Here is a 12412-nt window from a genome sequence, read left to right as displayed (position 1 = left end):
TGGTTTGCAATGCAGAGCCATCAGCGCTGAGAACCGTGAAGGTTTCGGTGCGGGTCTCGCCCGCCTGGAGTGCTTGCAGCGCGGCAAGGGTATTGTCGACCGAATAGCTCCAGGCCCCGGCCTCGGAGATGGTCAGCGTGCCCCACGCATCGGCCATGGGCGTAACGATGGTGGAAAACTTGGCTTGGCCGGCGTCGAGGTCGGAAACACTCAGCGTGCCGCCGGCCGTCAGGGCACCCGCGGTGACATTCAGGTCCTCAGTGACGGCCCCTTGCGCGGCATCGGGCAAGCCGTCGTTGTTCGTGTCGGTTGCAGGACCTATGGTGGCCCAGTCGTCCTCACCCTGAATCTTGATGGTCAGAACGGCAGCGGCCGTCTGGAATCCGCTGACAGCGACGCCCCGGTCCCGCACGGTGTAGAGAAACTCATCCGAAAGCGGCACATCGGTCGCTCTCAACTGGTTGACTGCGAGATTGGTGTTGTCAACCGTGTAGGTCCAGCTGCCGTCGGCGTTGAGGGTCAGCCAGCCATAGCTGCCGCGCAAAGCTGTGCCCAGCGTCCCTGCGGTGCCGGCACCCGCGATGGACCCGGTCCGGATGGCCGTCACGCTCAATTCCGAAGCAAGGTCATCAATGTCCGTGTCGTTTGCCAGCACGTTGCCGCCGGGATCGTAGCCGGACAACGCGTTGTTGAGGCCGCCAGCCTCGGTGGCCGTTGCCGTGTCGGCGCTGGCCACGGGCGCGTCGTTGGCGCCTTGGATCGTGACGGTGAGGGTCGAAACGTCCTTCAGCGACGAGTTGTTTTGAATCTTGTAGTTGAAGGTCTCCGTCAGCGTCTGGCTGCTGTCGCGCAGCGCCTGGACGTCGGCGTTGTTGTTGTCCACCACGTAGGTGTAGTCGCCGTTGCTGCGCACATAAAGGGTGCCGTAAAGACCCGTGACCTTGGCATGGTAGGTGGTGTAGCCGCTGTCAGTGACGCCACCCGTGCTCGCAGGTACGCTGGTTTCGGCATTCGTCGTGACCGGCCAGGCGGCAATCAGGGTGGTGCTCGTGGTGTCGTTGGCCAGCAGCGACAGCGGTCCGCCGCCGGTGGTGCCGCTGCCCACGGGGTTGGTGCCTGCGCTGTTGTTGGTTCCACCCGCCTCGACGGCGGTCACGGTATCGGCCACGGCATTCGGGTCCGATGCGGTCGAGCCGAAGACGGTGATGGAAAGCGTGGCGGCCGAGCTCACCGTGGCCGCGTCCTGCATCGTGTAATTGAAGGTCTCGACGGCCGATTGGCCCTGGTTCAGATTCGGGTTGTTCGCCGTCGGGGTATAGGTGTAGCTGCCGTCGGCTTTCAGTTGCAACGTGCCGTACTGGCCGACCAGCGTGTTGCCGACGGTGCCCGTGGAACGGAAAGTCAGCGCCTGATTGGCAATCGCAACCTGGCTGCTCAGCGTCACGGAGACAATCTGGTTCGTGACGGCGTCGTAATTGACCGCACTGACGGTAGGCGCGGTAGCCAGGCCCGTGCCGCCCACGGTCATGCCGGTGGCAATGGAGCCGTGAGGTGCCGACAGCACAACGGTGGCCGAGGACGGGTTCGTCGTGGAATTGACGGTGCCGGTGTAAACCGACGAGCCGAGGTTGGATGCGTCTGAGCTCGTGCTCAGCGCAAACTTGTCGCTGTTTTGCAGGCTGGTGCTGCTTGAGAACGTGAATGAAACGGTCTGGCCGTTACCCGTTTTCGTTGCAACGGTGATCCGGGTCGTGCCATCGCTGGCGTAGAGCGCCGTCGCGGCGCTGCCGTTCCAGCGATAGACGTAGTAGGTATTGGTCAGGTTGATGGAGTTGGCATTGCTGCCATCCATCGTGACGTTGAAAGACGCTGTGCCTTGCGACGATCCGGTCGCGCTGCCCGACAGCTCAAAAGCAGCGACGGCCTTCGTTTCGCCGTACTTGTCCTTGTCCGTGTCGTTGTTGAGCACGTTGCCCGTGGCTTGGGACCCCAGCGGATCGTCCGCGGCATAAGCGCTCGTGGTGCGCAGGGACTCCTTCGCCGTGTTGTAGTCGTTCTTGCCTTGCGGTGCGTCGTTCTCGCCCTTGATCACGATTTTCAACGTGGTGGTGGAAGCGGCACCGGCCTTGTCCACCATGCGGTACGTGAACGTGTCGCTGAGCGTGTTGCTGCTCTGGCGCAGGGCTTCGACGGCCGAGTTCGAGTTGTCTACCACATAGCTGTAGTTGCCGGAGGCATCCATCGTCAGGCTGCCGTACAGGCCGGTGACCGAGCGACTGGTTGACGTGGTCGGATAGCCGATCACTTGGTCGGCCAACGTGGTGCCCACGGCGACGACGCGCTTGATCTCGTTGGTGGTGTCCGGGTCCGTGTCGTTGGTCAGCACGTTGCCGCTGGGATCCACACCAGCCTTGTAGTTGCCGCCCGTGTCAACGCCGGCCTCGGTGGCATTGGCCGTATCCGCCACCGCGGTGGGACTCTTGTTTTGCAAGATGAGCGCGTTCAGCGCTGAATCCACCCGGTCGGACGAAGAGCCGACGTTCTTGAGGGTATTGGCGACTTGCGTGCCGCCCAAGCTGTTGAAGTAGGCCTGATCCACCACCAGGACGAAACCCACGTTGTCGGCCACGTTGCCGTCGCCGTCCTGGTTGCCATCGGTTTGCGCCGCTTGCAGGCTTGTGAAATCGTTGTCCGTCCAGAAATAGAAGCCCTTGACGACACCGCCGGACTTGATGGGACGGCTGATCCAGCCGTAGTAGTCCACACCGTTGATTTTCAGCGCGACGACGGACACGTCGTTGCCGCTGAAATTGCGGCTGTTGAAGTTGTTGTCGTCGATCTGGACGCTGGCCTGGGTCCCGGTGAAGACGAAGTCGAGGGAGTTCGCCTCCTTGCCGGCCGGCGTGGTGGCGGTGTTGACCCGGTAGGCATTGACGAAGGTGTAGCTCGCCAACTCCAACTCCAGGCTTTGGCCTTCCAGCATCAGCGTGGCGTGATCGTTGTCGGCGCCGACGCGGTCGGGATCGCCGCCCAGGAGCGCTGCGGCGAAGCGCTCTCCCTCGTCGCCCGGCGTGTCGCGCGTGCCGTTGAGGCGGGCGTCCAGGCTGTGGCCCACTTCCTCCAGCAGTACCGACACGAGGCCCTGGACACTGGTTTCGGCGGCCCAATCGCGGTTGAGCAGGATGAGCGGCTGACCGGTCAGGCCGTTGCGCGAGAAGGCAGCCATGGTGCCGGCGAGCTCATGCTCGGACACGAAGCTCACCTGCACGCCGTAGCGGCCTTCCGCGATGTCCTGGCGCAGCGTCTGTGCGGCTTCCACCCAAGCTGCCGAAGCCTTGTCCTGGCCGCCATTGAACCTGGCGAAAAGCTGCTCGACCGCACCTTCCTGTGCCATGAAATTGGTCAGCAACTGCTTGACCTGGGCACCGGCGGTTTCCAGGGCGCTGGCGAGGCCGCCGGTATCGGCCGGGAATCGCAGAAGCACTTCCTGCACCGCCGGCGCGTGTGCTGCGGCTGGAGCGTGAGGCGCCGTGGCCTCGGCGGCGGGCGCTGGCTCCGCCACCGCCTTCTTGTCCACCAAGGGCTGTGCCTCGGTCACCTTTTGCACCACGTCGGCCACCGCTGCCGCGTCGAACATCAGGCGGGCTTCCAATGCCCAGGCACGGGGCAGAGGCGATGCGGGCTTTTTCCAGGAAGGCTTGGACATGGGGCAGCGGCGGTCTAGTTGTATGGAGTGGCGAGCCGGAGCAGGCGGTGGGATCGGGGCGACTGTTCTTGGTGACGTGTGCGCCGTTGGCGCACCAGCCGCGTCAAGGCGTGCGTTGCAGCACCAGGCGGCCGCTCATGCCAGCCATGAGCTCGGCGGGGCGGCCTTCGATGGCGGCCACCACCTTCACGGACTGGCTTACAGGGTCCACGCGGGCGCCCATGCGCTGCACGCGCGCGGGGTAGGTGCGGCCGGTCTCGTCCACGGCGATCTGCACCGCGGCGCCGGTGCGCACCTGCGACAGCCAGCGCGAAGGCATGATGAATTCGACTTCCAGCACGCTGTCGTCGATGATCTCCAGCAGCGTCTGGCCCGCCTGCACGTACTGTTGTTCACGCACCTTCTGCTCGGCCACGCGGCCGGAGAACGGTGCGGTGATGGAGCACTTGCTCAGCACCACCTGCATCTGTGCCACCTCGGCGCGCTGCTTGGCGACTTCACCTTCGGCGTTCTCCAGTTCCTGCCGCCCGGTGGCGTTGAGCTCCAGCAGCCTCGTCTGGGTGGCTTGCTGTTTGGTGGCCACGTCCAGCGCCACGCGGGCGCGCGCAAGCTGTGCCTGCTGCAGGCTGCAGTCGAAGCTCACCAGGGATTGCCCGGCTTTGAAGGCCGCGCCCTCGCCCATGGGCAGGCGCTGCACGCGAGCGCCAATTTCCGCGGCCACGGTGGTGAACCGGCGCGGAGAGAGCTGCGCGCGCACCTCAGGGGCGGCCTCCAGCGGGCTGGGCGCAGCGGCAGGGTAGGACACGGGCGCCAGCGCGGACACCTTGGCCGGCTGCAATTGCGACTGCGGCTGCGGCTTGGGCGGGTCGGCCTGAGCCGACAGCAGCGAGCCCAGCAGCAGCGTGGCGGCCAGGGCGGGTCGAACGAACGGAGTGTTCATAAAGGCTTTATCAATGAGGTTTTGGCCCGCAGGGAGCGCGTCCTGCGGGGTTGAGCATCTGGCGCGGCGCGAACCTGGGTCGAGAGCGCAACGGGCGCTGCTCAGCGGGCTTGCGCGGCCGTCGGCGTCGCGCTGAGTTGCGTGTGCAGCTCGGAGGCGATGCGGGCCAAGCTCATGTCGTCGGTGCTGTTGGGCAGCAGGTCCACGCCAAGGGTTGCCTGCAGCTTGCTTTGCGCGGCGTGCACCTGGGCCAGCGCCTGGTAGCGGCGCAGCAGGCTCACGATGGTGGTGGTCTGCGCGGCCACGCGTTCGAGCTTGGAGCCGGCCTGGGCCTGCTCGCGGCTGGCGAGCTGGCGGGTGATCTTGTCGTCGAGCTTCCACAGCGCGTCGGCCCGCTCGAACTGCTGGCGCGCGCCCACCAACTGCTCGCGCGCCACGTGCACCTGGGCCACGGTGGCCACGTGCGAAGCCAGGCGGCGCTGGTCGGCCAGCGCGATGCCGGCCTCGGCCGCGCGCTTTTGCGCGGGCAGCGCCAGCAGGTTGAACACGTTGTAGGACACCTGCACGCCGGCTTCGGCCCAACCGTTGTTGACCAGATACTTGTCCGTGTCGTAGCGCGGGCCGGCGTTGAAGCTGATGTTGGGGTAGGCGCGGGCGATGACCTTGCGGGCCTCCGTGGCGGCGATGCGGCGCTGGTAGACCTGCTCGCGCAGGTCGGGGTTCTGTGCCAGCGCCATGTCCTCCATGGCCTCGGCAGACATTGCCAGCGGGTCGCCCTCGGGCTGCTCCTTGTCCACGGCCAGCGTGGTCTGTTGCATCACCGGGGCATTGATCAGCGCCGCGAGCTCGAAGCGCGCGGTGCCCAGCTCGTGCTGTATGGACTCCAGCAGCCGCATGTTTTCGGTGAGCTGGCGTTGGTAGCGCAGCGACTCCAGCGGCGCGCGCAGCCGCTCGGCCTCGGCCTTGCGGGCATCCTCCAGGGCCTCTTCGGCCAGCTTGAGGCTGTCCTGCACGTCGCTCTGCAGGCGCTGCGCGCTGGCCACGCGCCAGAAGGCCACGCGCACGTCCTGGACGAGTTGATGGGTGGCCTTGCGGCGACGCTCGGCGGCGGCCAGCACGCGGTCGGCGGCCTGCTCGCTGGAGTACTGGGCCAGGCTGAAGTCCAGCAGGCTCCAGCTGAGGTCGAGCTGGCTCACGAGGTGGCGGCGCTCTTGCGACAACTGGGGCGCCGCGCCGGTGGGCACGCCGTCGAGGTTGGTGCTCAGGGAAATGCGGTCGCTGTCGCGCGCGGTGTAGCCGGCAGAGGCCAGCAGCTTGGGCAGCAGGTCGTAGCGGCTGGCATCGAACTGCTGCGCGGCCAGTGCCTGCTCCAGCAGCCGGGCGCGGCGTTCCAGGTTGTACTTCAGGGCGCGGGCAATGGCCTCGTCCAGCGTCAGCGTGGCCGCCAGCGGCTCCACGTCGCGCTGGACGGCTTCACGGTCCTGCAGAAGCTGGGACTGGATCTCGTTGGCTTGCAGCGGCTTGGGCTGCGGCGGCTGCAATTGAGCGCAACCGCTGACGGCCAGCACGGTGGCGGCTGCCACGGCCGAAACGAGGGGAAAACGGGACATCAAAACTCCGCGAAACGCTGGGCCGGCCGCCATGCAGGGCAGCCGGCAGATGAACAAGAGGCTCCATCGCGGCGGCCTGCGCCTCGATGATGGCCATTCACACCACAGGCGGCGGAAGATGCATGTCTCCGCCTCGACATCCCATCAACGGACGTGCTGGCGGCATGTTGAGCGTTTCGTTAAGCGGCGTATCCGGAGTTCACAAAGGTTTGACAATTGACCCGCGCTGCGCGTGCGTTTGTTCCGCGGCTTGTGTCCGAAGGGTGTCGCAAGCCGCGCAAAGGGGCCGAACGAGGTTCAGTTCCGGTCGCTGGCAGCCAGGGTGGTGCGCGGCAGCACGACTTCGAATTCCACGCCCGCGACCGTGTTGCGCCCCTCCACGCGCCCGCCGTGGGCCACGACGAACTGGCGAACGATGTACAGGCCCAGCCCCAGGCCGTCGCCGCCCTCGCGGGCACCCTTGAAGGGGTCGAACAGCCGTGGTAGGGCGTCCTCGGCCAGGCGCCCGGCGTTGCGGACGATGAAGCGCAGCGTGCGTGCGTCGCTGCCGTCCAGGTGCACGCGCACTGGTTGCTCGGCCTCGCCGTACTGCAGCGCATTGCCCACGAGGTTGGAGAACACCTGGGCCATGCGGTCCGCATCGAAGCTGGCGTGCATTTCGCCTTCGGCCGTGAGGTCCAGGGTGGCACCCGGCGTGGCCTGGCGCAGCTCGGCCACGGCGCCCTCGGCCACGGTGCGCAGGTCGTGCACCTGGCGGTCCAGCGCCAGCGCGCCGGAGCGTATGCGGGAGAAGTCCAGCAGTTGCCCGATCATCTGCGACATGCGGCGGCCGCTGTTCTTGACGCGCTGGGCGGCCTTGCGCGCGGCGTCGCTGCCGGCCAGGTGCTGCAGCACCTCCGCGCTCATGAGGATGGCCGACAGCGGCGTGCGCAGGTCGTGCGAGAGCACGGCCATCATCACCTCGTTGAGTTTCAACAGCCGCTCCAGCTCCTCGTTGCGCTGGCGCAGCAGCCGGCGCTGGCGGTGCAGCTCCACGAACACGCGCACCTTGCCCAGCAGCACGTGGGGCTCCAGCGGCTTGTGCAGAAAGTCCACCGCACCGGCCTCGTAGCCGCGGAAAAGGCGCACCGGGTCGCCGGGCGAGGCGGTCACGAAGATGATGGGGATGTCGCGCGTGCGGCTGGAGCCTCGCATGAGCTCGGCCAGGGCAAAGCCGTCCATCTCCGGCATCTGCACGTCCAGCAGCGCCAGCGCCACGTCGTCATGCTCCAGCAGCAGCTCCAGCGCCTGCGCGCCTGACGAGGCGGTGAGCAGTTCCAGGCTGGGCATGCTGGGCTGCTGGAGCAGGGCCTGCATGGCCAGCAGGTTCTGCGGCACGTCGTCCACCACCAGCAGCTTGACGGGTTGGTCGGCCGCGGTGGCGGCGTCTGCGCGTGTGGAGCTGTTGGTTTCCATGGCAATCATTTTGTGCAGGCCGCCAGGCGGCGGCACATGTCGTCTAAGGTGAGCACGGCGTCGGCGCCGGCATGGGCCAGCGCCGCGGCGGGCATGGTGGGGACGCTGGCGCTGCTTGGGTCCTGCACCCAGGCCTGGCCGCCGCGGGCGCGCACGGCGGCCAGGCCCGCACTGCCGTCGTTGCTGGCACCCGTGAGGAGCAGGGCCAACAGTCGCGGGCCATAGGTGGCGGCCGCCGATTCGAACAAGGGGTCTATGGCGGGCCGGGAAAACAGCACCGGCTCGTCCACCGACAGCGCCAGCGTGAGGTCCGGCTCCACCAGCAGGTGGTAGTCCGGCGGCGCCAGCGTCACCGTGCCGCCGCGCACGGGCTGCTTGTCCAGGGCCTCGGCCACCGGCAATGCGCAGCCGGCCCCCAGCAATTCGGCCAGGCGGCTCTCGCGTCCGGGCGAGAGGTGCAGCACCACCAGCAGCGCGGGCGCGAAGCCGGCGGGCAGCGCCCCCAGCAAGGCCTGCAAGGCCTGCACGCCGCCGGCCGAGGCGCCCAGGACCACGGCGTCCGCGTCGCGCTGGGGGTTGAATTCGTGGGACGGCGTCATGGGCGGCGGCGGTAGATGCGCTGCTCGGGGCACCAGGGCTCGAAGCCTTCGGCATGGGCGCTGAAGCTCAGCGACTCCCGGTTGCCCAGCCCCAGAAAGCCGCGGCGCACCAGCGCCTCGCGGAACAGGCCCAGCGCACGGTCCTGCAGCGCGCGGTTGAAGTAGATCAGCACGTTGCGGCAGGAGACGAGGTGCACCTCGGAAAACACGCTGTCCGTGGCCAGGCTGTGGTCCGCAAACACCACCTGGCGGCGCAGCGCGCGATCGAACGCCGCGCCGTGGGGCGAGGTGGTGTAGTGGTCCGACAGCGACCCCGTGCCGCCCGCGGCGAGGTAGTTGCGGCTGAAGTCGGCCATGCGCTCCAGCGGGAACACCCCCGTTTCGGCGCGGCGCAGCGCGGCCGGGTCTATGTCGGTGGCGTAGACGATGGTGCGATCCAGCAAGGCCTCCTCCGCCAGCATCACGCACAGCGACCACACTTCCTCGCCGCTGCTGCAGCCCGCCACCCAGACCTTGAGCGACGCGTAGGTGCGCAGCAGCGGCACCACCTGCTCGCGCAGCGCGCGCCAGTAGGGCGGGTCGCGGAACATCTCCGACACGTGCACCGTGAAGAAGCGCAGCGCCTGCTGGAAGGACGGCGGCTCGCGCAGCAGCCGGTGCTGCAGTTGCGACAGGCTGTCGCACTGGAAATGCTGCAGCGCCTGGCGCATGCGCCGGCGCATGGAGGCGATGGCATAGTCGCGGAAGTCGTGCTGGTAGCGCAGGTATACGGCCTCCAGCAGCAGCTTCACTTCCAGGTCGAACAGCTCCGTGTCGGCGGTGTCGTCGCGCGCCTCGTCGGGGGGCATGGTTGGCGTGCTCACTTGGGACACCATACGCGGCACAGCGAGATGAGCCGCTCCACGTCAATGGGCTTGGCGATGTAGTCGTTGGCGCCGGCCTCCAGGCAGCGCTCGCGGTCCTCCGGCATGGCCTTGGCCGTGAGGGCGATGATGGGCAGGTCGGACCAGTGGGGTTGTGCGCGTATCTTGCGCATGGCCTCCAGGCCGTCCATCTCCGGCATCATGATGTCCATGAGCACCAGGTCGATGTCCTGGCTCTCCAGCCGCTGCAGCGCCTCGCGGCCGTTGCGGGCGATCTCCATGCGCACGCCCAGCGGCTCCAGCACGCTGGAGAGGGCGAAGATGTTGCGCGCATCGTCCTCGGCCAGCAGCACGCGGCGGCCGTCGAGCACGCTGTCGCGCTTGAGGGCGCGGCGCAGCATCTGCTGCTGCTCCGGCGGCAGCGCGGACTCCACGCTGTGCAGGAAGAGGGTCACCTCGTCCAGCAGCCGCTCCGGCGAGCGTGCGCCCTTGACGATGATGGATTTCGAATAGCGCCGCAGCCGCTGCTCCTCGTCGCGCGTGAGCGTGCGGCCGGTGTAGACGATGACGGGCGGGAAGGCCCTGTCATGCATGGCCGCCATGCTGTCCAGCAGGTCGTAGCCGCTGCCGTCCGGCAGCGCCAGGTCCGTCACCATGCAGTCGAACGTGGTGGCGCGCAGCGCCTGCAGCGCTTCGGCCATGGTGCCCACGGCCGTGATCTGCAGCGCGCCGTCGGCCAGCAGCTTTTGCAGGCTCGCGCGCAGCGTGGCATCGTCCTCCACGATCAGGAGGCGGCGCAGCGGCTGCTGCAGCCGCTGCTCGATGGCGTGTATGGCCTGCGCCAGCGTCTCGCGCGTGGCGGGCTTGAGCAGGTGGCCCACGGCGCCCAGCTCCATGGCGGTCTGCCCACGCTCCAGCGCCGAGGCGGTGTGCACCGGCACGTGGCGCGTGGCCGGGTCGCGCTTGAGCTGTTCCAGCACGGTCAGCCCCGAGCCGTCGGGCAGCATGATGTCCAGCAGGATGCCCTGCGGCTGCAGCTCGCGCGCCAGGCGCAGCGCGTCGGCGGCGGTGGGCGCGATCACGCCGTCGAACGCCTGCTCGTGCACCAGCTTCAGCATGGCCTGCGCGACGTCCGGCTCGTCCTCCACGATGAGGATCAGGCGCCCGGGGTGGTTGCGCTGCAGACGGTCGTCCAGTGCCGCGGCCACCGCCGTGTCGCCTTGCGCAGCCGTGGCCGTCGGCGCCACGCTGGCCGCTGCCTGTACCGGCGCGGGAGCGGGCACAGGCGTGGGCGCTGGTGACTGCGCGGCGGGCTTCCTGGCTTGCGCTGGAGCGGGCGAGGGCGCCGGCGGCGCGGCCGCCGTGGCGATGGCCGCCTGCGCCAGCGCCGCGGCCTGCGCGCTCATGTCCACGGGCAGCTCCAGCGTGAAAGTGCTGCCGCGGCCAGGCTCGCTTTGCAGCGTGATGTCGCCGCCCATGCGCCGCGCCAGCTCGCGGGCAATGGAAAGGCCCAGGCCCGTGCCGCCGTACTTGCGGCTGGTGCTGCCGTCGGCCTGGCGGAAGGCTTCGAAGATGACTTCCTGTTGCTCGCGCGCGATGCCTATGCCCGTGTCGCGCACCGCAAAGCGCACGCGGGTGCCGCCCTCGGCCGCTTCCACGCGCAGCGTCACCTCGCCGCGGTCGGTGAATTTCACGGCGTTGGCCAGGAGGTTGCGCAGCACCTGCTGCAGGCGCTGGCGGTCGCCCACGAGCTGCGCGGGCGCGCCGGGGGCCATGTCCACCGTCAGCCGCAAGCCCTTCTGGCGCGTCATGGGCTCGAAGGTGATCCGCTTGCGCTCCAGCAGGTCGGCCAGCGTGATGGGTTCGGCCGAGAGGTCGGCATGGCCGGCCTCGATCTTGGAGAGGTCCAGGATGTCGTTGATGAGCACCAGCAGGTCGTTGTTGGCGTCGAACACGGCCTGCGCGTACTTCACCTGCTCGGCCGTGAGGTTGCCCTCGCGGTTCTCGGACAGCAGCTTGGTGAGGATGAGCGCGCTGTTGAGCGGCGTGCGCAGCTCGTGCGACATGTTGGCCAGGAACTCGGTCTTGTAGCGGCTGGCTTCCTCCAGCCGGCGGGCGTAATCCTTGAGGTCGGTTTGCGCGCGCACGAGGTATTGCTTCTGCCGCTCCAGCGCCTGCGTCTGCTCCTCCAGCTGCACGTTGGTCTGCTCCAGCTCGGTCTGCTGGGTTTCCAGGCGGGCTTGCGAATCCTGCAGCGCGCGGGTGTGCTCTTCCAGCTCCTCGTTGGTGACGCGCAGTTCCTCCTGCTGGGTTTGAAGCTCTTCGCTCTGGCGCTGGGTTTCCTCCAGCAGCTCCTTCAGGCGCTGGCGGTAGATGGCGGTGCGCAGCGCCAAGCCCACGGGCTCGGCGCAGGCGCTCATGAGTTCCAGCTCGTGGGGATTGGGCGGCTCGCGCCGGATGAAGCCCAGCTCCACCAGGCCGCAGGAGCGGCCGTCGGCGGTGAGCGGCGCCAGCACCAGGTGGCGCGGCGCGCTGTGACCCAGGGCGGTGGCCATGTCGAGGTGGCCGGGCGGCACGTCGGCCACGGCGCGTGGCTGGGCATCGGCTTGCAGCATGCCGGCCGCCAGGCCGTGGTCCAGCGGCAGTTGGGCGGGCAGGGTGGCCTCGTCCACGCCGTGGCTGCCGCTGCGGTGCAGCGCGCCACCTTCCAGCCAGTAGAGCGCGCCCACCTGCGCGCCGGTGAAGTTGGCCAGCGCCTGCGCCGCGGAGTGCGCCAGCTCCTGCACGGAGCGCTCGCCCAACAGGGCGCGGCTCACCTGCGACTCGCCCTGCTGCAGCCACAGCAGCCGGCTGATTTCCTGGCGCACGTTGAGCACCCGCCACACCACGCCGGCCACCGTGGCCATGATCACGGCGCTCAGGCAGCGGTTGAACAGGGCAAGCTGGAAATTCTGGCCAGGCGGCGAGATCCATATCCCCAACACGCCCAGCACCATGGCCACGCCGCCCACCACCAGCGGCGCCGCCGGGCGCGACTGGAACAGCGTCACGCCCACCGGGATGTAGTAGAGCGCCCACACGGCGTAACCGAGTGGGGTGAAGGCGTCCAGCGCAAGGATTCCCACCAGCAGCGCCACGGCCAGGATCAGGATTCGAACGTCTTTGGTCACTGCAATAGAGCTGTATGCAAACCGGCCCCAAGAGCAAATGCCGTGCCTTCTCCCGCCCCGGCATCGCCC

7 protein-coding genes are annotated in these 12412 nt (G+C 68.2%); all 7 read right to left on the bottom strand.

What is annotated here, in order from left to right:
* Window positions 1–3706, bottom strand: a 3706-nt coding sequence (locus ALA01S_RS22255; protein ID WP_218011507.1) for a VCBS domain-containing protein, incomplete at its 3' end; no start/stop codon positions are given.
* Between the two features lie 103 nt (window positions 3707–3809).
* Window positions 3810–4646, bottom strand: coding sequence for an efflux RND transporter periplasmic adaptor subunit (locus ALA01S_RS22250; RefSeq protein WP_066341212.1), 837 nt, complete (start codon window positions 4644–4646; stop codon window positions 3810–3812).
* A gap of 101 nt (window positions 4647–4747) precedes the next feature.
* On the bottom strand, window positions 4748–6256 hold the full coding sequence (locus tag ALA01S_RS22245; RefSeq protein ID WP_066341210.1) for a TolC family protein: 1509 nt from the start codon (window positions 6254–6256) through the stop codon (window positions 4748–4750).
* A gap of 297 nt (window positions 6257–6553) precedes the next feature.
* Window positions 6554–7711 (bottom strand): hybrid sensor histidine kinase/response regulator, encoded by a 1158-nt coding sequence (locus ALA01S_RS35355; protein WP_066341219.1) that lies wholly within the window; start codon window positions 7709–7711, stop codon window positions 6554–6556.
* A 5-nt stretch (window positions 7712–7716) separates the two neighbouring features.
* Entirely contained in the window at window positions 7717–8310 is a 594-nt protein-coding gene (locus ALA01S_RS22235; protein ID WP_066341203.1) for a chemotaxis protein CheB, read from the bottom strand.
* Entirely contained in the window at window positions 8307–9158 is an 852-nt protein-coding gene (locus ALA01S_RS22230; protein ID WP_066341217.1) for a CheR family methyltransferase, read from the bottom strand. Before ALA01S_RS22230 ends, ALA01S_RS22235 begins: the two co-directional genes overlap by 4 nt.
* Window positions 9159–9169: 11 nt before the next feature.
* On the bottom strand, window positions 9170–12343 hold the full coding sequence (locus tag ALA01S_RS22225) for a response regulator (RefSeq protein ID WP_238455893.1): 3174 nt from the start codon (window positions 12341–12343) through the stop codon (window positions 9170–9172).
* Between the last annotated feature and the right edge of the window lie 69 nt (window positions 12344–12412).

It is taken from the genome of Azohydromonas lata NBRC 102462 (assembly GCF_001571085.1).
Classification (GTDB): domain Bacteria; phylum Pseudomonadota; class Gammaproteobacteria; order Burkholderiales; family Burkholderiaceae_C; genus Azohydromonas; species Azohydromonas lata.
The sequence above is the reverse complement of the archived record's forward strand: the minus strand, read 5'-3'. Positions and strand labels throughout refer to the sequence as shown.

Excerpts from the sequence above, each read along its gene's own strand:
- ALA01S_RS22250 (WP_066341212.1), bottom strand. The coding sequence starts at position 4,646 with ATGAACACTCCGTTCGTTCGACCCGCCCTGGCCGCCACGCTGCTGCTG.
- ALA01S_RS22245 (WP_066341210.1), bottom strand. The coding sequence starts at position 6,256 with ATGTCCCGTTTTCCCCTCGTTTCGGCCGTGGCAGCCGCCACCGTGCTG.
- ALA01S_RS35355 (WP_066341219.1), bottom strand. The coding sequence starts at position 7,711 with ATGGAAACCAACAGCTCCACACGCGCAGACGCCGCCACCGCGGCCGAC.
- ALA01S_RS22235 (WP_066341203.1), bottom strand. The coding sequence starts at position 8,310 with ATGACGCCGTCCCACGAATTCAACCCCCAGCGCGACGCGGACGCCGTG.
- ALA01S_RS22230 (WP_066341217.1), bottom strand. The coding sequence starts at position 9,158 with ATGCCCCCCGACGAGGCGCGCGACGACACCGCCGACACGGAGCTGTTC.